This is a genomic window from Sphingomonas pollutisoli (assembly GCF_029167165.1).
Classification (GTDB): domain Bacteria; phylum Pseudomonadota; class Alphaproteobacteria; order Sphingomonadales; family Sphingomonadaceae; genus Sphingomonas; species Sphingomonas pollutisoli.
The window spans coordinates 169020-192235 of sequence record NZ_JARFNJ010000007.1; the positions used below are offsets into that span (position 1 = coordinate 169020).

Annotated in this window: 19 protein-coding genes; 11 read left to right on the forward strand and 8 right to left on the reverse strand. The window is 66.8% G+C overall.

Features of this window, described 5'->3' with window-relative positions; genetic code table 11:
* Nucleotides 1–4: 4 nt before the first annotated feature.
* A complete protein-coding gene (locus PX554_RS16615) occupies nucleotides 5–1396 on the reverse strand; it encodes a TIGR03013 family XrtA/PEP-CTERM system glycosyltransferase (RefSeq protein WP_093224458.1) in 1392 nt (463 codons plus the stop codon).
* Nucleotides 1397–1602: 206 nt separating this feature from the next.
* On the opposite strand from PX554_RS16615, the gene PX554_RS16620 reads away from it, so the two are divergent.
* Genes PX554_RS16620 through glgX form a run of 6 tightly spaced genes read left to right on the forward strand, consistent with a single transcriptional unit; the run spans nucleotide 1603 to nucleotide 12468 of the window.
* Complete coding sequence (locus PX554_RS16620; RefSeq protein ID WP_275503610.1) at nucleotides 1603–4059, forward strand: glycogen/starch/alpha-glucan phosphorylase; 2457 nt, start codon at nucleotides 1603–1605, stop codon at nucleotides 4057–4059.
* A 27-nt stretch (nucleotides 4060–4086) separates the two neighbouring features.
* Complete coding sequence (gene glgB, locus PX554_RS16625) at nucleotides 4087–6240, forward strand: 1,4-alpha-glucan branching protein GlgB (RefSeq protein ID WP_275503612.1); 2154 nt, start codon at nucleotides 4087–4089, stop codon at nucleotides 6238–6240.
* Nucleotides 6241–6256: 16 nt separating this feature from the next.
* Nucleotides 6257–7519, forward strand: a complete 1263-nt coding sequence (glgC, locus tag PX554_RS16630) for a glucose-1-phosphate adenylyltransferase (protein ID WP_275503613.1) — start codon at nucleotides 6257–6259, stop codon at nucleotides 7517–7519.
* Nucleotides 7520–7523: 4 nt separating this feature from the next.
* A complete protein-coding gene (glgA, locus tag PX554_RS16635) occupies nucleotides 7524–8975 on the forward strand; it encodes a glycogen synthase GlgA (RefSeq protein ID WP_275503614.1) in 1452 nt (483 codons plus the stop codon).
* A complete protein-coding gene (locus PX554_RS16640) occupies nucleotides 8972–10600 on the forward strand; it encodes an alpha-D-glucose phosphate-specific phosphoglucomutase (protein WP_275503616.1) in 1629 nt (542 codons plus the stop codon). Before glgA ends, PX554_RS16640 begins: the two co-directional genes overlap by 4 nt.
* The gene (glgX, locus tag PX554_RS16645) at nucleotides 10600–12468 is read left to right on the forward strand and encodes a glycogen debranching protein GlgX (protein ID WP_275503619.1); all 1869 of its coding nucleotides are present in this window, start codon (nucleotides 10600–10602) and stop codon (nucleotides 12466–12468) included. The genes PX554_RS16640 and glgX overlap by 1 nt, the downstream gene beginning before the upstream one ends.
* Before the next feature lie 15 nt (nucleotides 12469–12483).
* On the opposite strand, the gene PX554_RS16650 is transcribed toward glgX, so the two are convergent.
* The 3 genes from PX554_RS16650 to PX554_RS16660 form a co-directional block, all read right to left on the reverse strand.
* Complete coding sequence (locus PX554_RS16650; RefSeq protein ID WP_275503620.1) at nucleotides 12484–13206, reverse strand: hypothetical protein; 723 nt, start codon at nucleotides 13204–13206, stop codon at nucleotides 12484–12486.
* A 105-nt stretch (nucleotides 13207–13311) separates the two neighbouring features.
* Nucleotides 13312–13821, reverse strand: a complete 510-nt coding sequence (locus PX554_RS16655) for an OsmC family protein (protein ID WP_093224471.1) — start codon at nucleotides 13819–13821, stop codon at nucleotides 13312–13314.
* A gap of 51 nt (nucleotides 13822–13872) precedes the next feature.
* Nucleotides 13873–14775 (reverse strand): LysR substrate-binding domain-containing protein, encoded by a 903-nt coding sequence (locus tag PX554_RS16660; RefSeq protein WP_093224472.1) that lies wholly within the window; start codon nucleotides 14773–14775, stop codon nucleotides 13873–13875.
* Between the two features lie 116 nt (nucleotides 14776–14891).
* Here PX554_RS16660 and PX554_RS16665 point away from each other — a divergent pair, with 116 nt between their 5' ends.
* Together PX554_RS16665 and PX554_RS16670 are read left to right on the forward strand one after the other, a co-directional pair.
* Nucleotides 14892–15644 (forward strand): SDR family NAD(P)-dependent oxidoreductase, encoded by a 753-nt coding sequence (locus PX554_RS16665; RefSeq protein WP_093224474.1) that lies wholly within the window; start codon nucleotides 14892–14894, stop codon nucleotides 15642–15644.
* Nucleotides 15645–15916: 272 nt separating this feature from the next.
* Nucleotides 15917–16258, forward strand: coding sequence for an SWIB/MDM2 domain-containing protein (locus tag PX554_RS16670; RefSeq protein ID WP_176787159.1), 342 nt, complete (start codon nucleotides 15917–15919; stop codon nucleotides 16256–16258).
* 194 nt (nucleotides 16259–16452) lie between these two features.
* Here PX554_RS16670 and PX554_RS16675 read toward each other — a convergent pair whose 3' ends face one another.
* Nucleotides 16453–17100, reverse strand: coding sequence for a UPF0149 family protein (locus tag PX554_RS16675; RefSeq protein WP_275503628.1), 648 nt, complete (start codon nucleotides 17098–17100; stop codon nucleotides 16453–16455).
* On the reverse strand, nucleotides 17101–18951 hold the full coding sequence (locus tag PX554_RS16680) for a M1 family metallopeptidase (protein ID WP_275503631.1): 1851 nt from the start codon (nucleotides 18949–18951) through the stop codon (nucleotides 17101–17103).
* A gap of 415 nt (nucleotides 18952–19366) precedes the next feature.
* Here PX554_RS16680 and PX554_RS16685 point away from each other — a divergent pair, with 415 nt between their 5' ends.
* The 3 genes from PX554_RS16685 to PX554_RS16695 all read left to right on the forward strand — a co-directional run bounded on the left by PX554_RS16685 (nucleotide 19367) and on the right by PX554_RS16695 (nucleotide 22078).
* Nucleotides 19367–20689 (forward strand): hypothetical protein, encoded by a 1323-nt coding sequence (locus PX554_RS16685; protein WP_275503633.1) that lies wholly within the window; start codon nucleotides 19367–19369, stop codon nucleotides 20687–20689.
* A gap of 368 nt (nucleotides 20690–21057) precedes the next feature.
* Nucleotides 21058–21390 (forward strand): carboxymuconolactone decarboxylase family protein, encoded by a 333-nt coding sequence (locus PX554_RS16690; protein ID WP_275503635.1) that lies wholly within the window; start codon nucleotides 21058–21060, stop codon nucleotides 21388–21390.
* A 136-nt stretch (nucleotides 21391–21526) separates the two neighbouring features.
* Nucleotides 21527–22078: a hypothetical protein gene (locus PX554_RS16695; RefSeq protein ID WP_275503636.1), complete on the forward strand. Its 552-nt coding sequence runs from the start codon at nucleotides 21527–21529 to the stop codon at nucleotides 22076–22078.
* Between the two features lie 81 nt (nucleotides 22079–22159).
* On the opposite strand, the gene PX554_RS16700 is transcribed toward PX554_RS16695, so the two are convergent.
* Both PX554_RS16700 and PX554_RS16705 read right to left on the reverse strand, forming a co-directional pair.
* The gene (locus tag PX554_RS16700; protein WP_275503638.1) at nucleotides 22160–22537 is read right to left on the reverse strand and encodes a nuclear transport factor 2 family protein; all 378 of its coding nucleotides are present in this window, start codon (nucleotides 22535–22537) and stop codon (nucleotides 22160–22162) included.
* A complete protein-coding gene (locus tag PX554_RS16705; RefSeq protein WP_275503640.1) occupies nucleotides 22534–22992 on the reverse strand; it encodes a YaiI/YqxD family protein in 459 nt (152 codons plus the stop codon). Before PX554_RS16705 ends, PX554_RS16700 begins: the two co-directional genes overlap by 4 nt.
* Between the last annotated feature and the right edge of the window lie 224 nt (nucleotides 22993–23216).

The window sequence follows — 23216 nt, forward strand, 5'->3', positions numbered from 1 at the left end:
CGGCCTACCGCGCGCCTTCGGGGAAAAGCACGACGCGGATCGTCTGAAGGATGATGAGCAGATCGAGGAAGGGCGAATAGTTCTTCGCGTAATACAGGTCGTATTCGAGCTTGTGGCGCGAATCCTCGATCGAGGCACCATAGGGATAGTTGATCTGCGCCCAGCCGGTGATGCCGGGCTTCACCATGTGCCGCTCGGCATAATAGGGCAGTTGCTGTTCGAGATCCTCGACGAACTGCGGCCGTTCCGGGCGCGGGCCGACGAAGCTCATCTCGCCCTTCAGCACGCTCCAGGTCTGCGGCAGTTCGTCGATCCGGCATTTGCGGATGAAGCGGCCGACGCGGGTGATGCGCGGATCGTCCTTCTCCGCCCATACCGCCTGCCCGGCGAGTTCGGCATCCTGCCGCATCGACCGCAGCTTGATGCAATCGAACCCGACTCCGAACAGCCCGACCCGGCGTTGCCGGTAGAAGGCCGGCCCCCGGCTCTCCAGCTTGACCGCGATCGCGGTGAGCAGGATCACCGGCGCCATCAACGCGAGCAACGTCGCGCTCGCGCAGATGTCGAACAACCGCTTGAACATGCTCGAGAACATCCGGCCCGACGAGAAGCCGTCGGAGAAGATCAGCCAGCTCGGGTTGACGCTCTGCAGATCGACCCGCCCGGTCTCGCGTTCGAGGAAGGTCGAAATCTCGTTGACGTGGACGCCGGTCGTCTTGATGCGCAGCAGATCCTTGAGCGGGAGCGCGTTGCGCCGTTCCTCCAGCGCCAGCACCACCTCGCTCGCGTTCAGCAGCACGACATGATCGGCCAGGTTGTAGATCGCCTCGCGCGCGATCGCCTCGGGAATGGCGCGCGGCGCGGCCTCGCTCATCGCGACATAGCCGACCACGACGAAGCCGGCGCCCGGTGCCGCCGCCAGCGCCTTGAGCCGCGCCGCGCGCGCGCCCGCGCCGAGCACGACGATCCGCCGCTTGAAGATCTGTCCGCCCAGCGCCTTGCCGAGCAGCATCCGCATCGCCATCAGCAGCAGCACGCTGATGCCCATCGAATAGAGCAGGTTGGATCGCCAGAAGGTCGCGCCGGGCACGAGGAAGAACACCACGCTGAGCAGGATCACCGCCAGCGAAACCGCCACCACCAGCCGCGCCAGCGCGAAGCGCAGTGATTGCAGCGACTGCGCGCTATAGACCCCGGTGGCCATCATCGCGACCTCGACGCACAGGGCGAAGGTCGCGAGCTGCGGGACGCGATGCTGGATCGGATCGACGATGCTGCCGAGCTGATGGATGCGCAGCACATACCCGGCCTCGCCCGCGATCACGAGCAGCGCGATGTCGAGCAGCCCGAGCAGCAGCACGGCGTTGGGGATGTAGTGCTTGAACAGCCTGATCATCGTCGCGTCGCCCCGGTGGCATGTGTAAGCAATTCCGACATGCCCGGGCCGTGTCGCAGAAATTGACAAACAAAGGCTAAACGGCGGCGGCGTCGCGGTCGCCATCGCCCGCGTGAGCGAAATCGTTACGCAGCCGCGCGAATTGGCTCTCTACAAAGCGCATCCGCCGCGATAGGCTCATTTCGGGTTGTCCTCGGGGGTTTTCGATGATCAAGGCCGTGTCCACGCTTCCCAAGCCGGCGCCGCGCGCCACCGATCCGGAGGTGCTCGCCGCCGAGATCGTCGAACGGCTCACCTATCGCATCGGCAAGAACGCGGTCGCCGCCAAGCCGCACGACTGGCTCGCCGCCGTCATCAACGTGATCCGCGACCGCATCATCGACCGCTGGATCGCCTCGACGCAGGAGACGTACGAACAGGGCGGCAAGCGCGTCTATTATCTCAGCCTCGAGTTCCTGATCGGCCGGCTGATGCGCGACGCGGTCTCGAACCTGGGGCTGATGGAGGAGATGCGGCAGGCGCTGGCGTCGCTGGGTGTCCAGCTCGATCTGATCCGCGAGCTGGAGCCCGACGCCGCGCTCGGCAACGGCGGCCTCGGCCGGCTCGCGGCATGCTTTATGGAATCGATGGCGACGGTCGACGTGCCCGCCTACGGATACGGCATCCGCTACGTGAACGGCATGTTCCGGCAGGAGATCCACGACGGCTGGCAGATCGAGCTGCCCGAGACCTGGCTGGCCCACGGCAATCCGTGGGAGTTCGAACGCCGCGAATCGAGCTACGAGATCGGCTTCGGCGGCACCGTGGAACCCGGCGTCGAAGATGGCGACGCGCGCGTGTGGAAACCCGGCGAGCGGCTGATCGCGACCGCTTATGACACGCCGGTGGTCGGCTGGCGTGCCGAGCGCGTCAACACGCTGCGGCTGTGGACCGCGACGCCGATCGATCCGATCCTGCTCGACCGGTTCAACGCCGGCGATCATCTCGGCGCGCTCGCCGAGAGCAACAAGGCGGACAGTCTCGCGCGCGTGCTCTACCCGGCCGATTCGAACCCCGCCGGGCAGGAACTGCGGCTGCGGCAGGAATATTTCTTCTCCTCGGCGTCGTTGCAGGACATCATCCGCCGCCACATCCAATATTTCGGCGATATCCGCACGCTGCCGGAAAAGGCCGCGATCCAGCTCAACGACACGCACCCGGCGGTCTCGATCGCCGAGATGATGCGCCTGCTGATCGACGAGCACGATCTGTCGTTCGACGAGGCATGGGCGGTGACCCAGCCGACCTTCGGCTACACCAACCACACGCTGCTCCCCGAGGCGCTGGAGACATGGCCGGTGCCGCTGTTCGAGCGCCTGCTGCCGCGCCACATGCAGCTCGTCTATGCGATCAACGCCCGGCTGCTGGGCGAGGCGCGGCGCGAAAAGGGCATGGACGGCCGCGCCATCGCCGCGATCTCGCTGATCGACGAAACCGGCGAGCGGCGCGTGCGCATGGCCAACCTCGCCTTCGCCGGGTCGCACAGCGTCAACGGCGTCGCCGCGCTCCATACCGAGCTGATGAAGCAGACCGTCTTCGCCGATCTGCACCGCATGTTCCCGGAGCGGATCAACAACAAGACCAACGGCGTCACCCCGCGCCGCTGGCTCCAGCAATGCAATCCCGAACTGACCGGGCTGCTGCGCGAGACGATCGGCGACGCCTTCCTCGACGATACCGAGCAGCTCGCCGCGCTCGACGCCGTCGCCGACGACACGGCGTTCCAGGCGAAGTTCAAGGCGGTCAAGATCGCCAAGAAGGCCGCGCTCTCCAACCTGCTGCGCGAGCGGATGGGGTTGAAGATCGACCCCAACGCGCTGTTCGACATCCAGATCAAGCGCATCCACGAATACAAGCGCCAGCTCCTCAACATCATCGAGGCGGTCGCGCTCTACGACCAGATCCGCTCGCATCCGGAGAAGGACTGGCAGCCGCGCGTGAAACTGTTCGGCGGCAAGGCCGCGCCGAGCTATGCCAATGCCAAGCTCATCATCAAGCTGGCGAACGACGTCGCGCGCGTCATCAACCACGATCCGGCGGTGCAGGGGCTGCTCAAGGTCGTGTTCGTGCCCAATTACAACGTCAGCCTCGCCGAAGTGATGATGCCCGCCGCCGATCTCTCCGAACAGATTTCGACCGCGGGCATGGAAGCCTCGGGCACCGGCAACATGAAGTTCGCGCTCAACGGCGCGTTGACGATCGGCACGCTCGATGGCGCCAACATCGAGATCAAGGATCATGTCGGCGACGAGAACATCATGATCTTCGGCCTCACCGCCGAGGAGGTCGCCGCCAAACGCGCCGGCGGATATGATCCGCGCGAGACGATCGAAGCCTCGCGCGAATTGAGCCAAGCGCTGTCGGCGATCGCCTCTGGCGTGTTCTCGCCCGACGACCGCGACCGCTACCGCGATCTGATCGGCGGCATCTATGATCGCGACTGGTTCATGGTCGCGGCCGATTTCGATGCCTATCACGCCACGCAGCGCGCGATCGACACGCTCTGGGGCGATGAAGCCGCATGGTATTCGAAAACCATTCGGAACACCGCGCGCGTTGGCTGGTTCTCCTCCGACAGGACCATCCGACAATATGCGAGCGAAATCTGGGGCGTTCTTCCATAGCCCGATCTTTGTGAGAAGGAGTGCGCGGTGAAACCCGGCGAAGCGGAAGCGATCGTCGCGGGTACGCATGGTGATCCGTTCGCGGTGCTGGGCGTGCACCGCGACGGCAAGGCCATCGTCGCACGCTGCTACATCCCGGGTGCGGAAAGCGTCGAGGCGTTCACGCCCGACGGCACCGCGCTCGGCGCGCTCGCGTCCGCCGGCCCGGACGGGCTGTTCGCGGGCAAGGTCGCGCTCAAGGCGCCGCAGCCGCTGCGCTACCACGCGCGCAACGCCGGCGGTGACTGGTGGGTCGACGATCCCTACGCCTACGGCCCCGTGCTCGGCCCGATGGACGATTATTATATCGCCGAGGGCACGCATCTGCGGCTGTTCGACAAGCTCGGCGCGCATCCGCTCCACCACGAGGGCAGCGACGGCATCCATTTCGCGGTGTGGGCGCCCAACGCGCGGCGCGTGTCGGTGGTCGGCGCATTCAACCATTGGGACGGGCGGCGGCACGTCATGCGCCACCGCCGCGACACCGGCATCTGGGAGATTTTCGTGCCCGGCATCGGCACCGGCGAGCCGTACAAGTTCGAGATTCTCGCCGCCGATGGCACGCCGCTGCCGCTCAAGGCCGATCCATTCGCCTTCCACGCCGAGCTTCGCCCGGCGACCGCCTCGGTCACCACCGCGCCGCTCGCGCACGCATGGGGCGATGCCGAGCACCGCGCCTTCTGGGCGAAGGCCGATGCGCGCCGTCAGCCGATCTCGATCTACGAGGTTCACGCCGGATCGTGGCGGCGCGACTGGCACGGCAATTTCCTCACCTGGGACGAACTGGGCGGACAGCTCATCCCCTATGTCGTCGAGATGGGCTTCACCCATATCGAGCTGATGCCGATCACCGAACATCCCTATGATCCGAGCTGGGGCTACCAGACCACCGGCATGTTCGCGCCGACCTCGCGCTTCGGCGATGGCGAGGGGTTCGCGCGCTTCGTCGATGGCTGCCACCGCGCCGGCATCGGCGTGATCCTCGATTGGGTGCCCGCCCATTTTCCGACCGACGCGTTCGGGCTCGAACATTTCGACGGCACCGCGCTCTACGAACATGCCGATCCGCGTCAGGGCTTCCACCCCGACTGGAACACCGCGATCTACAATTTCGGGCGGCGCGAAGTGTCGGCGTTCCTCGTCAACAGCGCGCTCTATTGGACCGAGAAGTTCCACCTCGACGGCCTGCGCGTCGATGCGGTCGCCTCGATGCTGTACCTCGATTATTCGCGGCAACCCGGCGAATGGGTGCCCAACGAACAGGGCGGGCGCGAGAATTGGGCGGCGGTTCAATTCCTCCAGCGCATGAACATCGCGGTGTACGGCGCGCACCCCGGCATGATGACGATCGCCGAGGAATCGACCTCCTGGCCCGGCGTCAGCAAGCCGGCCCACGAAGGCGGGCTCGGCTTCGGCTTCAAATGGAACATGGGCTTCATGCACGATACGCTCGCCTATCTGGCGCGCGATCCGCTGTACCGGCAGTGGCATCATGACGAGATCCTGTTCGGACTCGTCTATGCCTTTTCCGAGAATTTCGTGCTGCCGCTGAGCCATGACGAGGTCGTCCACGGCAAGGGCACCTTGCTCACCAAGATGGCGGGCGACGACTGGCAGCAGTTCGCGACGCTGCGCGCCTATTACGGTTTCATGTGGGGCTATCCCGGCAAGAAGCTGCTGTTCATGGGGCAGGAATTCGCCCAGCGCCGCGAATGGAGCGAGAGCCGCCAGCTCGACTGGGACTTGCTCCAGGCCCCCGCGCACGACGGCGTGCGCTGCCTCGTGCGCGATCTCAACCGCGTCTATCGCGACACGCCCGCGCTCCACGCGCGCGATTGCGAAGGCGAGGGGTTCGCGTGGGTCGTCGCCGACGATCGCGCCAATTCAGTGTTCGCCTGGGTGCGCCGCGCGCCCGGCGAAGCACCGGTCGTCGTCGTCACCAACTTCACCCCGCAGGTGCTCACCGGCTACCGGCTGACGCTGCCCGCGGGCGGGCGGTGGCGCGAGATCCTCAACACCGATGCGCAAGGCTACGGCGGCACCGGCGCGGGCAATCTCGGCGGGATCGAGGCGGCCGAGGACGGCGCGGCGGTCATCACCGTCCCGCCGCTCGCCACGCTCATGTTCGAACATACCATTTAACGGGAGAGATGCAGTCATGGTCGAACGGAGAGGCGCACCGCTAGCCCGCGATGCGATGGCCTATGTGCTGGCCGGCGGCCGCGGCAGCCGGCTGTGGGAATTGACCGATGTGCGCGCCAAGCCCGCCGTCTATTTCGGCGGCAAGGCACGGATCATCGATTTCGCGCTGTCCAACGCGCTCAACTCGGGCATCCGCCGGATCGGCGTGGCGACCCAGTACAAGGCGCATTCGCTGATCCGCCATCTCCAGCGCGGCTGGAACTTCTTCCGGCCCGAGCGCAACGAGAGTTTCGACATCCTCCCCGCCAGCCAGCGGCAGGAGGAATATGGCTGGTATTCGGGCACCGCCGACGCGGTGTACCAGAATCTCGACGTGATCGAGAATTACGCGCCCGAATTCATGGTCATCCTCGCGGGCGATCACGTCTATAAGATGGACTATGAATTGATGTTGCAACAGCACGTCGATTCGGGCGCGGACGTGACGGTCGGCTGTCTCGAGGTGCCGCGCATGGACGCGACCGCGTTCGGCGTGATGCACGTCGACGAGGCCGACCGCATCATCGCCTTCGTCGAAAAGCCCGCCGATCCGCCCGGCATCCCCGCGCAGCCGGAGCTCGCGCTCGCATCGATGGGCATTTACGTCTTCCGCACGAGCTTCCTCGCCGATCTGCTCCGGCGCGACGCCGCCAATCCGGCGTCGAAGCATGATTTCGGCGGCGATATCATCCCGTACGTCGTCGAACACGGCAAAGCCGTCGCGCACCGTTTCGCGGCGAGCTGCGTGCGTTCGAAGCTCGAGCAAAAGGCGTATTGGCGCGATGTCGGCACGATCGACGCCTATTGGGAGGCGAATATCGACCTCACCGATGTCATCCCGGAACTCGACATCTACGATCGCGCCTGGCCGCTGTGGACCTATTCGGAGATCAACCCGCCCGCCAAATTCGTCCTTGATTACGAGGGGCGGCGCGGCAGCGCGATCTCGTCGCTGGTCGCGGGCGGGTGCATCATCTCGGGGTCGGCGCTCCACAAGAGCCTGATCTTCACCGGGGTTCGCGCGCACAGCTATTCGTCGATCACCGAAGCGGTGGTGATGCCCTATTGCGAGATCGGGCGCGGCGCGCGATTGACCAAGGTCGTGGTCGATTCGCACGTCAAGATCCCCGGCGGGCTGATCGTCGGCGAAGATCCGGTCGCGGATGCCGAGCGTTTCCGCCGTACCGAACAGGGCGTGGTGCTCATCACCCAGCCGATGATCGACCGGCTGGGCGACTGACGGCATGCTGGACGTTCTCGCCGTCGCTTCCGAAATGCACCCGCTGGTCAAGACCGGCGGCCTCGCCGATGTGGTCGGCGCGCTGCCGGCGGCGCTCGCGCCCTATGGCGTGCGCGTCACCACGATCCTGCCGGGCTATCCCGCCGTGCTCGCGGCGCTCGCCGGCACGCGCACGGTGGCGCGCTATCCCGATCTTTTCGGCGGCCCGGCGCGCGTGCTGCGCGCGAAGCTCGGCGAGGCGGCGCTGCTCGTGCTCGATGCGCCGCTGCATTTCCAGCGCGACGGCGGCATCTACGGCGACACCACGGGCCGCGAATGGCCCGACAATTGGCGGCGCTTCGCGGCGCTGTCCTCGGTCGCGGCGGATATCGCGGGCGGCGCGATCAAGGGCTATGCGCCCGATATCGTCCACGCGCATGATTGGCAGGCGGCGCTGACGCACGCTTATGTGCGCCACGGCCGCCGCGCCGATCTGCCGACGGTGACGACGATCCACAACCTCGCCTTCCAGGGCCGGTTCGATGCCGGCATCTTCCCGGCGCTTGGCCTGCCCGGCGGCGCCTTCGCGACCGAAGGCGTCGAATATTACGGCGGCGTCGGCTACCTCAAGGCCGGCCTCTATTATGCCGACGCGATCACCACGGTCAGCCCCGCTTATGCCGACGAGATCCTGACGCCGACCCACGGCATGGGGCTAGACGGGCTGCTCGCCGCGCGGCGCGGGCGGCTGCACGGCATCCTCAACGGCATCGACACCGCCGAATGGGATTCGACGACCGATCCGCACGTGCCTGTCCACTATGGCCCGCGCGGCCTCGCCGAACGCCGCCGCAACCGCCGCGCGGTCGAGAAGCGCTTCGGCATCGCGCCCTCGGACGGGCCGTTGTTCGCGGTGGTGAGCCGGCTGACGTGGCAGAAGGGCATGGATATCCTCGCCGACGAGATCGACGGCCTCGTCGCGATGGGGGGGCGCCTCGCGGTGCTCGGTTCGGGCGACCGGGGGATCGAGGCGGCGATGCTCGATGCCGCCGCGCGCCACCGCGGGCGGGTCGGCGTGCTCACCGGCTTCGACGAGAGCCTGTCGCATCTCGTCCAGGCGGGCGCCGACGCGATCCTCATCCCCTCGCGCTTCGAACCCTGCGGCCTCACCCAGCTCTATGCGCTGCGCTACGGCTGCATCCCGGTGGTCGCGCATACCGGCGGCCTCGGCGATACCGTGATCGACGCGAATCAGGCCGCGCTCGCCGCCGGCGTGGCGACCGGGGTGGTGCATGATCCCGGCACGCGCGAGGCGCTCCACTCGGGCATCCACCGCACGATCGCGCTCTATCGCCAGCGCGAGACATGGGCGACGATGCAACGCGCCGGCATGCGCGCCGATTTCTCTTGGCGGCAGAGCGCGGCGCGCTATGCGGCTTTGTACCATTCGCTCCTCCAAGAACGGACGCCAGCATGATCGAGACCGTGCCGACGACGCCCTATCAGGACCAGAAGCCCGGTACGTCCGGGCTGCGCAAGAAGGTTCGCCACTTCCAGCAGCCCAACTATATCGAGAACTTCGTCCAGGCGATCTTCGACAGCCTCGAAGGCTTCGAAGGACAGACCCTGGTGCTCGGCGGCGACGGCCGGTTTCACAACCGCGAGGTGATCCAGGTCGTGCTGCGCATGGCGGCGGCGAACGGCTTCGGCCGCGTGCTGGTCGGGCAGGGCGGCATCCTCTCGACCCCGGCGGCGAGCAACGTCATCCGCAAATACGAGGCGTTCGGCGGCATCATCCTCTCGGCGAGCCACAATCCCGGCGGCCCGGACGAAGATTTCGGGATCAAGTACAATATCGCCAACGGCGGCCCCGCGCCCGAGGGCGTCACCGACGCGATCTACGCGCGCACCAAGGTGATCGACGCCTACAAGACCGTCACCGCGCCCGATGTCGACATCGACACGATCGGAGAGAGCTTCATCGAAGGCATGTCGGTGCAGGTGATCGATTCGGTCGCCGATTACGCCGCGCTGATGGAGACCCTGTTCGATTTCGGCGCGATCCGTGATCTGATCGGCTCGGGTTTCCGCGTCGTGTTCGATGCGATGAGCGCGGTCACCGGCCCCTATGCGCTGGAGATCATCGGCCGCCGGCTCGGCGCGGGCGAGGATGCGATCTTCAACGGCGTGCCGCTGCCCGATTTCGGCGGGCACCATCCCGATCCCAACCTCGTCCACGCGCACGATCTGTACGATCGGCTGATGGCCCCCGATGCGCCCGATTTCGGCGCCGCCTCGGACGGCGATGGCGACCGCAACCTCATCATCGGCAAGCACATCTTCATCACGCCCTCGGATTCGCTGGCGATGCTCGCCGCCAACGCGCATCTCGCGCCGGGCTATGCCGCCGGTCTCAAGGGCATCGCCCGCTCGATGCCGACCAGTGGTGCCGCCGACCGCGTCGCGGAAAAGCTCGGCATCCCGCTCTACGAGACGCCGACCGGCTGGAAGTTCTTCGGCAATTTGCTCGATGCCGGCATGGCCACGATCTGCGGCGAGGAAAGCGCCGGCACCGGATCGGATCACGTCCGCGAGAAGGACGGGCTGTGGGCGGTGCTGCTGTGGCTCAACATCCTCGCCGCGCGCCGCGAAAGCGTCGCCGCGATCGCCCGGCAGCATTGGGCGACCTACGGCCGCAATTACTATGCCCGCCACGATTACGAAGGCATCGACACCGCCGCCGCCGACGCGCTGATGGCCGAGCTGCGCGGCCAACTCGCGGCGCTGCCCGGCACCGAGGCGGCGGGGCTGAAGATCGCGAGCGCCGACGATTTCGCCTATACCGATCCGGTCGACGGCTCGGTCAGCGCGAAACAGGGCATCCGCATCGGCTTCGAAGGCGGCTCGCGCGTGGTGTTCCGCCTGTCGGGCACCGGCACCTCGGGCGCGACGCTGCGCGTCTATATCGAGCGCTACGAACCCGCCGACGGCGATCTCGCGCAGGACACGCCGCAGGCGCTCGCGCCGCTGATCGCGGCGGCCGAGGCGGTCGCCGGCATCACGCGCCACACCGGCCGCAGCCAGCCCGACGTCGTCACCTGATGGAGCCGCCGTTCCCGCCCGGTGCCTATCCGCAGGAGGATGGCACCCATTTCACGATCTGGTCGGACCATGCCGAGACGGTCGATGTCGTGCTGTTCGGCGCGGACGACGCCGAGATCGGGCGGCAGCGGCTCGAGGCCGGGCAGGGCGGCTGGCACCATGTCTTCGTCGAGACGGTCGAGCCGGGCGCGCGTTACGGCTATCGCATGACCGGGCGCTACGAGCCGTCCGCCGGGCTCTGGTACGATCCCGCCAAGCTGCTGGTCGATCCGTATGCGCTCGCGGTCGACCGCCCGTTCGTGCAAGACCCAAGGCTCGGCCAGCGCGGCTATGATACCGCCGCGCTCGTTCCCAAGGCGATCGTCACCGCGCTGCCCGAGCCGGGCTTCCCCGAGCCGCCGCGCTTCGCGCCGGGCGGATTGATCTACGAAGTCGCGGTGCGTCCGTTCACGATGCTCCACCCCGACGTGCCCGAGGCGCAGCGCGGCACCATCGCCGCGCTCGGCCATCCGGCGGTGATCGCGCACCTCAAGAAGATCGGCGTCGCCGCCATCGAACTGATGCCGATCGCGGCGTGGATCGACGAGCGCCACCTGCCGCCGCTGTGGCTGCGCAACGGCTGGGGCTACAACAGCGTGCCCTTCATGGCGCTCGACCCGCGCATCGCGCCGGGCGGCATCGGCGAGTTGCAGGATGCGGTGGAGCGGCTGCACGCCGCCGGCATCGGCGTGATCCTCGACATGGTGTTCAACCACAGCGGCGAGAGCGACGCGATGGGCGGCACGCTGTCGCTGCGCGGCATCGACGGCGCGGCCTATTTCCGCATGGCTGACGGCATGCTCGTCAACGATACCGGCTGTGGCAACACGCTCGCGTGTGAAGGCGCGCCGATGCGGCGGCTGATCCTCGATACGCTGCGCCATTTCGTCATCAACGCCGGCGTCGACGGCTTCCGCTTCGATCTCGCGCCGGTGCTCGGGCGCGGGGCGGGCGGCTTCGATCCGCAGGCGCCCCTGTTCGCCGCGATCGCCGCCGATCCGGTGCTCGCCGATCGGGTGATGATCGCCGAACCGTGGGATCTCGGCCCCGGCGGCTATCAGCTCGGCAATTTCCCCGCCAACTGGCTCGAATGGAACGATCGCTACCGTGACGACGTGCGCCGCTTCTGGCGCGGCGACGCGCACCGGCTCGGCGATTTCGTCACGCGCGTCGCCGGATCGTCCGACGTGTTCACCGGCGCCGCGACGCGATCGGTCAGCGCGGTCGCCTCGCACGACGGCTTCGCGCTCGGCGATCTCGTCGCATACGCGGTCAAGCACAACGAGGCGAATGGCGAAGGCAATCGCGACGGCCACGATCCCAATTTCTCGTGGAACAACGGCGTCGAGGGGCCGAGCGACGATCCCGCGATCCGCGACGCGCGGCGCCGCGACGTGAAGGCGTTGCTCGCCACGGTGTTCGCCACGCGCGGCACGATCATGCTCACCGCCGGCGACGAGTTCGGCCGTACCCAGCGTGGCAACAACAACGCCTATTGCCAGGACAATGCGATCACCTGGCTCGACTGGGCGAACCGCGACACCGATCTGGAGGATTTCACCGCCGGCCTCGCGGCCCTGCGCGCGCGCAGCCCGCATCTGTCCGATCCGGCGATGCTCACCGGCCCCGATGTCGCGTGGCTGCGTCCCGATGGCGGGCATTTCGAGGACGCGGACTGGAACGTGCCCGATGCGGGCGCGGTCGCGATGCGGCTGAACGGGGTCAGCGTGCTGTTCAACCGCACCGACGCGGCGGTCGCCTTCGCCGATCCGCCGAGGACGGTGCCCGCGCGCAGCGTCGCCTTCGTGCTCGATGGCGCGCCGGCGTGAACCCAGGCGCGGCGATCAGGCCCGCGCGATCCAGTCGGCCAGCGCGATCACCGGCGCGCTGAACCCGCCGAGCATCACGATCACGACGAACACCGTCTGCCCGGCGGTGCCCCACCAATAGGCGGGATGGATCGAGCCGCGCGCGCGCACGTCATACACCATCGCCGCGACGATATAGAGCATCGACGCCACATAGACCACAACCGGCGACCAGATGCCGAACAGCGGCATCGGCAGGATACGCCCGAGCGCGGGCGAGATCACCACCGCCATCGCGCACAGCATCAGCCGCTTGTGCCAGTCGGGCCGGTTGCGCCGCCCGATCGCGGCGCCGACCAGCGCGGCGAACAGCGCCACGCCCAGCACATCGAGCAGCAGGAACACGCCCGGCGTGAAGAAGAACGGCACCGCGCCACGGCGCAGGCACATCACCGTGACGACGATCCCCAGCACCACCATCAGCGCCGCGAGCACGCCGCCGACCGCGCCCACCCGCCGGTGGATCGCGATCGACCCGGTCGCGACCAGCCCGTTCTGGACCAGATAGAAGCCCACCCAGGATACGAACACCATCGCGTGCAGGTGGATCTGGATCGGCAGCGTGCTCGGCGGCTGCGTCATCCGCGCGTAGCTCAACGAGAATCCCACCACGACCGTCGCCGCGAAGGCGATCGCCATGCGGAAGAAGAACGCCCGCTCCGCCGAGACCGGATCGCGCGATAGTGCCGTCGTCGCCATATGCTCCCCCCAACCGCCCCCGATCGGTGTTGGAAAAACATACCCTAGAACGAGGTCGCCGGCAAAGGATTGGCGATTTTCGACATGGCCGCGCCGGCCGCGCGCTCAATGCTCCGCGAAGTCGAACGATCCCCGGCCGACCGCGATCAGCGCCTCCATGTCCGCCATGTGCGTCACCGCCGGCTCGCATGGCGGGGTCGCCGCGCTCGCCTGCGTCTCGACGCGGGCGCCGCCGGTCAGCGTGCGATGGACCGGGCAGCGATCGGCGATCTCGATCAGCCGTGCGCGCTGCGCCGCGTCGAGATCACCCTCGATCGCGATGCGGCGGGTGAACAGATCGGGCGGGGTCGTGCCGGTCTCGCGGCGATGGCCGACCTGCGTGCGGATCGCGCCGACCGGCCAGCCCTTTTGCGCCGCGTACAGCCGCAGCGTCATCGTCGTGCAGGCCGCGAGCGCCGAGCACAGCAATTCATAGGGCGTGGGTCCGCTGCCAAGACCACCCGCCGCGACCGGCTCGTCGGCGAGGATCGTCGTGTCCCCCGTCTGGATGCGGATCTGGAAGCGGCTGGTGCCGGTTTCCTCGGCGATGGCGCCGCCGGGCAGCGGATCGGTCATGCGGTTGCTCCTGTCTTGCGTGCCGCACCATGCCACGCGGCGACGGCCCGGTCACGCGCGGGTGGCGACCTCGCGCGGGAAGCAGGCGGCGAGATGGTCGATGAACGCGCGCACCGCCGGCGGCAGCCCGCGCCGCGTGGTGAAGACGATATGGACGATCCCCGCCGCGGCCGCCCAATCGGGCACGACCTGCACCAATGTGCCCGCGGCGAGCGCGGCGGCGCAGCTATGGTCGGGCAGCAGCGCGATGCCGAGGCCGGCGATCGCCGCCTCGCGCAGCGCCCCGAAGTCGCCGCAGGTCATGCGCGGCTCGTGCCGCCAGCGCCACACCGCGCCATCCGCCGCGTGCAACTCCCACGTCACCTCGCCGGGCACGTCGGCGGAACTGAGCGTCGGATAGCCGGCCAGCGCCGCGACGTCGTCGCCGAGCCCGTTCGCCAGCGCCGGGCTCGCGACGAGGATGCGCCGCGACACGCCGAAGCTGCGCATCGTCAGCGCCGCGTCGCTGGTCAGCGTGACGCGCACCCGGAGCGCGATGTCGATGCCCTCGCCGATCAGGTCGACCGGCCGATCGACCGCGAGCACATGCAGCCGCACGCGCGGATAGCGTGCGAGGAACCTCCCGATCACCGGCGCAAGCGTTTCGAGCAGCCCCGTCGGGCAGGAGAAGCGCACCAGCCCTTGCGGCTCGGCCTGCGCGCTGGCGACGATCGCCTCGGCCTGTTCGGCCTCCAGCAGCATCGCGCGGCACCGTTCGTAGAACGCCTGGCCGGTCTCGGTGACGCGGAAGCGGCGCGAGGAGCGCTCGATCAGCCGGACCCCCAGCCGCGCCTCCAGCGCGGCGACGCGCCGGCTGAGCTTGGACTTGGGCTGGCCGAGCGCGCGCCCGGCGGCGGCGAACCCGCCGTGTTCGACCACGCGCGCGAAAAAGACATAGTCGTTGAGGTCGTTCATCGTTCCTCTGATAGAACGCTAAGGGCCGAAATCGTCATCTACCCGCTTCGGCGTTGCCGATCCATCTCCCGTGCAGCCGACGCGAACGGGTCGCGTCGCCGGACAGGAGACATAGAATGCGCACGGATTTTCAAGACAAGGTCGTCGTCGTCACCGGCGGCACCAGCGGCATCGGCCTCGCCACCGCCAAGGCGTTTGCGGACGCGGGCGCATCGGTATTCGTCACCGGCCGCCGTCAGGATGCGCTCGACGCGGCGGTCAAGACGATCGGCGGCCGCGTGACCGGCGTGCGCGGCGACATGAGCGTGCTCGCCGACATCGACCGGCTGTATGACGCGGTCCAGCAGCAGCATGCCCAGATCGACGTGGTGTTCGCCAATGCCGGCGGCGGCACCTTCGCCCCGCTCGGCGCGATCACCGAGGACCAGTATGAATCGACCTTCGCCACCAACGTCAAGGGCACGCTCTTCACCGTGCAGAAGGCGCTGCCGCTGCTGCGCGACGGCGGCGCGATCGTGCTGACGGCCTCGACCGCCGGCGTATCGGGCACGCCCGCGTTCAGCGTCTATGGCGCGACCAAGGCGGCGGTGCGCAGCTTCGCGCGCAACTGGGTGCTCGATCTCAAGGACCGGCACATCCGCGTCAACGCGGTCAGCCCCGGCCCGATCGACACCGCCGGCCTCAACGAGCTGTTCGGCGGCGGCGAACAGGCGGACGGCGTGAAGGCGCAACTTACCCAGATGATCCCGAGCGGCCGCGTCGGCGAGCCCGAGGAAGTCGCCAAGGCGGTGCTGTTCCTCGCCTCGGACGATGCCAGCTTCATCAACGGCATCGAATTGTTCGTCGATGGCGGCATGACGCAGATCTAGCCGCGCGCCGCGCGAGCCTCCGCGCCGCGCCGCGCCGCGCGCGGTGCGGAGGCTCGCGATCAGCCCACTTGCCCTTTTTCGCCGTCGCGCGGATGATGGCGCCGCCGCTCGCGGGCGATGTCGGCGCATTTTTCCAAGACCGGGGGCGGTTCCGTCGCATAAACGGGGCGCAACCGTGTCAAAACGGGGGCATGCCGGCAACGAAGACGGACGAGCGACGTATATGCCTGGCAGGGAGCATTCCGCTCGAACGGGCAAGCACGGAGAGCATGATGGCACGAACGGCAGAGAAGCGCGGCAAGGACGAGACGGCGGCCGCCGAGAAGAAGGTCAAGGCGACCGGCAAGCCCGCCGGCGGCGCGCGCGGCGGCATCACCGCCCCCGTCACCCCGTCGGATGATCTCGCCGAGATCGTCGGCAAGAAGGATCTGCCGCGCAGCGACGTCGTCAAGAAGGTCTGGGACTATATCAAGAAGCACGATCTGCAGGACGCGAAGGACCGTCGCCAGATCAACGGCGACGACAAATTGCAGAAGATCTTCGGTAAGAAGTCGGTCAGCATGTTCGAGATGAACAAGCACCTCAGCGCGCATCTCACCGCGAAGAAGGACTGACGGTACCGCGCGTCGCGCCGCCGGCGGCCGGCACCCCCGGCCCCGGCGTCGCGGCGCCACATCCACCCCCTTCGCCCCGCGCGAACCCAATCCGTTCGCCCTGAGCGCAGTCGAAGGGCGTGCCCCCGGCGCAGCGCTCGCGGGCACCTGCTTCGCCTGCGCTCAGCGCGAACGGCCGAACGAGCACGCTCTCACTACGCGGCGCAGCACTTCTTGAACTTCTTCCCCGATCCGCACGGGCACGGATCGTTGCGGCCGACCTTGGCCGCGCGCGCGCCGGTTTCCGGCAGCGCCCCGCCCGCGCCACGCCGCGCCGCGTACAGCCGCAGCACCTGTCCGGCGATCTTGCCCGGCGCGGCATCGCTGATCGCGTTGACCTCGATGCTGGTCAGCGCCGTCGTGTTGTCGGCGATGTCCGCAAGCGTCCGCAGATAGGAGAGCGCGGCTGCGTCGTCGCCACTGGCCGCGCGCCACGCGCCGTCGCGCAGCGCCATCGCCTCGGCGAAGCCCGCGATCCAGATCTCCCACAGCACCTCGCCGTTGCGGTCGTCCACGTCGAAGATCGGCTGGAGCTTGCCGCGCCCGAGATCGCGCAGGATCTCGCCATGGCGCGCCACCACCATGTCGGCGAACAGGTCCGCGTCGAGCGGATCGTCGAACGGCGCCGCCTCGCCATACAGCCCGCCCCAGATCGGCGGCAGCCATTCCGCCGGCGCGATCGGCTCGGGCGCTGTGGCGATGCCGGCGAGATAGCCGTCCAGCTCGGAGAGCAGCATCGCGTCATCGGGCAGATCGTAGAGGATGTCGTCGAGCCGCCGCAGCCGCGAGGGGAGCTTCGCCACCTATTTGACCACCCCGTCGAGCGTCGCCGCCACCGTCGGGTGATAGGTCGCGCGCGCGCTCGCATAGATGCGCCGCGCGATCGGCTGGCCCCACGGCCCTTGCGCCATCAGCGCGCGATAGAGCGGATAGACGAACAGCCCGCGCCCGATCGTGTGCAGATAGTGGTCGAGCGCCGGCACCACCGGATCATAGTGGTTGGCGATGGCGAGGCTGAACCACGCGAAGCCGATATAGGCGCTCGGCGATTTCGACAGCCCCCAGGCCGAGTCCATTTCCGCCAGTCGCGCCGCCGTCTGCTGGCGCGGCAGGCCGTTGAGGAAGCGCAGCCATTCCTGCGTGCTCCACTTGGCGGTGTCGATCGAGGACGCCGCCGCGCCGCCGGCGAACGCGGTGATTTTGGTGTCGATCGCGGCCAGCGTCGCCGAGCGGACATGCACGGCATTGTCGGGCAGCCCCGGCTGATACGCCCAGCGGTCGAGCTCCAGATCCTTTTCGAGCGCCGCATCGCCCTTGATGAGATTGGCGCGCAGATCGGCGAGGAAGCCGGCGGTGGTCTGCGGCTGGAAGGCGTGGCGATCGAAATAGCCGCGCAGATACGCATCCCAGCGCGCCCGCCCGACGCGATATTCGATCGTACGCAGGAAGGTCGCGCCCTTGTTGTAATCGAGCTCGCCATAGGTGCCGCCCGGATCGCCGTGCAGCCGCGTCGCACCCGACTCCGCCCCGGCGGCCGTGAGGTCGCGCTGGAGATTGTCCCAGCTCAGATCGGCGAGCGTCGCCGCGCGCTCCTTGCCATAGACCGCCTCGTCGATGCGGTTCTCGAAATAGGTGGTGAAGCCCTCGTTGAGCCACGCATCCGACCAGGTCGCATTGGTGACGAGATTGCCCGACCAGCTATGCGCGAGCTCGTGCGCGATCACATCGACGTTGGATTTGTCGCCGGTCAGGATCGTCGGCGTTGCGAAGGTGAGCGTCGGGTTCTCCATCCCGCCATAAGGGAAGGACGGCGGCAGCATCAGAATGTCGTAGCGCCCCCAGCGATACGGCCCGTAGAGCGCGCTCGCCGCCGCGACCATCTTCTCGGTGTCGTCGAGCTCGGCGGCGGCGCGCGCGAGTGTAGCCGGCTCGGCATAGACGCCGGTGGTGGGGCCGAGCGGCTTGAACGCGAGATCGCCGACCGCGAACGCGATCAGATACGGCGGCACCGCATGCGGCATGTCGAACGCGAAGCGCTTGCGGCCGTTGGCGGCGGGTTCGCCCTTGGGGGTGAGCCGGTTCGCGCTCATCACCGCGATCATGTCGGCGGGGACGGTGAGGTGCGCCGACCAGCTCTGGCGGATGCCGGGGCTGTCCTGCGTCGGGATCCAGCTCCGGTTGTTGGTCGGCTCGCCCTGGCTGAACAGGAATGGCTTGGTCTTGCCGGCGGTGAGCGACGGCGGCAGCCATTGCAGCGCGCTCGCCTTGGGCGCGGAGGTATAGGTGACGACGATCCGCCGCGCGTCACCGATCGCGACGGTGAGCGGCGCGCCCTTGTCGGGCACCACCGCGCCGACGGTGTATTTCAGCGCACGCCCCTTCGCGTCGGTGATCCGCGCGATAACGAGCCCGTCGTCGTCGAGCACGATCGTGCCGACGCCCGGCTTGGCAAGGATGTCGAGCGTCGCGGTGCCGCGCAGCCGCTGCGTGGTGAAATCGGCGGTGAGATCGAGATCGACATGCGTCACCCGCGCCTTTTCCGGCTCGGCGAAGGAAAGGGTGTCCTTCGCCTCGGGCGTGGTGAGGATCGTGGCGGGCGCCGCCGCCGGGGCGGCAAGCGGCGCGGCGGCGAGCGCGATGAGGGTCGGGATCATCGCAGCGTGCTACCGCCTTTCGGTGGGCGGGCAAAGAGGGGGTGTTTTGGGGGGAAGGGGTGGGGTTTCCGTGTGGCACTGTTGGGTGACGATTGCTTTCCGAACACAATCAATCGTTTAGCTCCGCTCCAGCCAGGTCCGGCTTTGTTGAGTATCGCTAACCAGGCTTCGCAAAGCGGCTGATAGACACTTCGATCTATCTAGGTCGTTCGGGCATCTCGTCGTGCATACCGAAGGCGCGCCTCAGCTCTAACGGCTCTCGACCGTGGAGAACCGAAGAATTCTGCGAGCCTTGGAAGCTTGAAGTTCTCCCCCCCCCCCCCCCCCGCCATCTTCGGAACTGACGCGCGCCAAGCATCTTGTCGAGTCTCCGCCATTCTGCAAGTGTCGGGGTTGATGGTTATCGGGGATTTCCATGTTTGAGAAGCAGTATCGATCCCATGAGGTGTTTGGTGTCACGACTGAAATCCTTGCGCCCTCGTATGTTAATCGCGGCGGGTTGGACGCGCAGATTCAGAAGCTACTTGGCCGCGATACGCACATTGCCCTTCGCGGTGAATCAAAGTGCGGGAAGAGTTGGCTAAGACAGAAAAATATCCCCGACGCAATCACGGTTCAGTGTCGACTCGGCAAAGAGGTGCGCGATCTTTACACGGATGCACTGGCTCAACTTGGGCTTCAGTTAATCACGGAGCAGACAACGGACAAAAGTGTTAAAGCTCAGCTTGAGGCGTCCGGTGAGGTTGCGATCACGCTTCTCGGGAAGATCGCGATAAAGCTCGGATTGGAAGGGGAGTTTAAGGCATCTAAAAAGTCTATACCGGTTGGCAGGGGCTTGGATGATCTTAGATTCATTTCAGAGATTATCAATGCATCTGGACGAAGGCTTGTTATTGAAGACTTTCACTACCTTCCTCATAGTGCGAGGAAAGCTTTTGCTTTCGATTTGAAAGCGTTATGGGATTACAGGACGTACGTTATAATCATTGGTATCTGGTCAGAGAATAATCTTCTCCTGCATCTGAATGCTGACCTCACAGGGAGAGTGCGTGAGATATCGATATTCTGGTCCGCGGAGGATTTGAAATTGGTATTGGACCAAGGTTCGGATGCACTGAATGTCGCATTCGCTAGGCAGATTTGCAGCCGTCTCATCAATGATTCTTACGGAACAGTTGGCATCTTGCAGACGCTTGCGTTGGGAATCTTGGACGAGATTAATATCGGGGAGCGCCAATCGTTTCGTCGAGAGATATCCGACGAGGGTGCGTATGAGAGCGCTGCGATGGTTTACGCAGACCAACTCAATGCGCAGTATCAAACTTTTGCTGCTCGTGTAGCTACAGGCATTCGCAAGCGGACAAATGCTACAGGCATCTATGCTCACATGCTCAAAGTGGTTATGGAGGCATCAGTTGTCGATCTCTCTAATGGTTTGCCAAGGGATCAGATATATCGCCTAGCATTTCGGCGGGAGCCGCGTATTCAGAAACCTAATTTACGTCAAATACTTTTAAAAATTAACGGTTTACAGGTTGATGATGAGGGTAGGGGGCTCGTTATATCGTATGATGAGCAAAAGGATGAGGTTTTCGTAGTCGACAAGCAGTTATTCTTCTATCGGCAGTACGCAACGGCAAAGTGGCCATGGGAAAGCATCATTGAACAGGTAGACGAGACCGGCGCCGGATATGGATCCGAACCCGACTCGGATCAGCAGGCCGGCACGTCTGTCTAGGTTATCCCTGGCGGGGCCATCTTACACGCTCGAAGATTATACCCACAAGAAGCCATGACATCTGACTTCGCCGGAAGCTGTCATTTAAGTAACGCATCTGCATCGTCCGCTTCTTTCCAACTCCCGGCACCCGTCGCCGATCGTCGCCCCCGCTCGTCCCTGCGTAAAAAGTCGAGCCACGCCGCCACTCCTCGCGCCCCCGTCCCCCCCGCCCGCCCGCACCTCCCCCGCCAAGACCCGCTAACCCCCCACAAAACACCGGTAGAAACCTAGGTATGTCTGCCGCCGCGCCCCGTCTGCCCCGATATCCGGTGCATCGGCGGCGGCGAACACGATGTCCGCGCCGCCGCATCGCGAAGGAGTGCAGCATGAGCGGACCCGACTTCACCAGCCCGCGCGAGGCGGCGCGCGCCTTCACGCCCGAGCTTAGCCGCTATGTCGAAAATCCTCTGTATGCGCAGGTGTGGGAGCGCGGCGGCCTGAGCAAGCGCGAGCGCAGCATCGCCACCGTCGCCGCGCTCGTCGCGCTGCGCGCGCTGGACGAACTGCCGGCGCATCTTCGCCGCGGTGTCGAAAATGGCGTCGACACGCGCGCGTTCAGCGAACTCATCACGCATCTCGCCTTCTACGCCGGCTTCCCGGCCGCGATCTCCGCGTCGGTCCGCGCCGCCGAGACGCTCGGGCCGCTCGGCGACGGCTGACGATCCTCGAACCGCCCCGGTTCGACGCCTCCCCACGAGCGACACCGCCCCCCGCGCGAACCCTCCGCGCCGGTCGGGGACGGCTGGCCACCCGTTTTCCTCCCGACCACCCCTGCAAGACGAAAAGGATAGCATCATGAAGGTACTGACGGACATCATCCTGTCGAAATCGGCCTTCTCGGCGGACATCGACGTTCCGATCGAGAAGATCGACATCGCCGATTGGCTGTTCAACCTAGCCGAGGCGGAATATCAGCGCTGCTGCCCGCCCGATCACATCGCCGCCGCCACCACCCACACCGACGATGGCCGGCTGATGTCGATCAACGTCGAGATGATCGGCACCGGTCTGGTCGTCCAGCACTATGTCGCCGAAGAAGCAGGCCCGACCTATTGCCGCATGAACTCGATCTCGGACGTGTTCACCGCCAACGGCCGCACGCAGGTCAACGTGATCTGGGAGCTCAAGGCCGAGCGCATCGACGGCGGCCGTACCCGCTACACCAATGCCGTGACCGCGCATCCGACCGACGCCTTCATGGACTTCATCGCCGCGCACGGCATCGCTTATGAGGACGCGGCCAAGGCGCGTCAGGATGCCGGCGGCGACCACAACAGCCGCGAGACGCCGCTGTTCGCCGCGAGCATCGCGCGCCGCGCGCTCGCGAACGCAAAGATGGCGGCCTGAACGTCGCTTTGCGCAAGAACGGCGCCGGAAACGCTTAGGCGCCGCTTTCCGTTCGAGCCGAAGGATCGCCCCGGACGCACTTCACGCAAGCGTGAGGTAGATTTCCGCCTCGATCACCCACAGGCCGCCGGTCTCGCGCCACTTGGCGGTGTAGGCGCCCGAGGCGTTCGTCACGCCCGCGACGACGCCCTGCCAGCGGCCGTGTTCGAACGCGATCGGCTCGACCGGCGAGGCCACGATCGTCTCGGGCGTGCGCGTATAGACGGTGCGCGGCGCGGCGGCGAACTCGCGCCGCCACGCCGCGAGCTGCGCCTTGCGCCCGTTCAGCACCGCGCTGTCGGTGCCGGTGACGAGCACCGCGTCGATCGCGAGCAACGGCCCGATCGCGGCGAGATCGCCCTCGGCGAGCGCGCGGTTGAACGCCGCGCGGCGCAGGCGGATGGCGAGATCGGCGCTCATCGCGCGCGCTTCACCAGCGCGGTGTCGAGCGCTTGCAGGAAGCGCGAGCGGTCGGCCTTGGCGAACGGCGCGGGCCCGCCGATCACGTCGCCACCCGCGCGCAGATCGGCCATGATCGCGCGCGTCGCGATCGCCCCGCCGATCGAACTGGCGGTGAACGGCTTGCCGGTCGGCGCGAGCACGGTGGCGCCGGCCTTGAGGCAGCGGTCGGCGAGCAGGATGTCGGCCGTGACGACGACCGCGCCCGCATCGGCGCGTTCGGCGATCCAGTCGTCGGCGGCGTCGAACCCGTCCGACACCACCACGCGGCTGACCAGCGGATGCTGCGGAATGCGGAACGGACTGTTGCTGACGACGATCACCGGCACGGCACGGCGATAGGCGACCTTGTAGATCTCCTCCTTGACCGGGCAGGCATCGCCATCGACGAGGATGCGGGGGGTGGTGTGTATCATGGTCGAAGGTTCCGAAAGTGCGTCCCCAACCCCCGTTCGCCCCGAGCGTAGTCGAGGGGTAGACATCACAAGCATTGCAGCGTGTCTCGACTTCGCTCGACACGAACGGAGGTGAGAGTCATCGTGCCGGGTTCCGAACTTGCATCCCAAACCGTTCGTGTCGAGCGAAGTCGAGACACCATGCGGTGCGCTTTTGGGCATGTCCCTCGACTTTGCTCGGCACG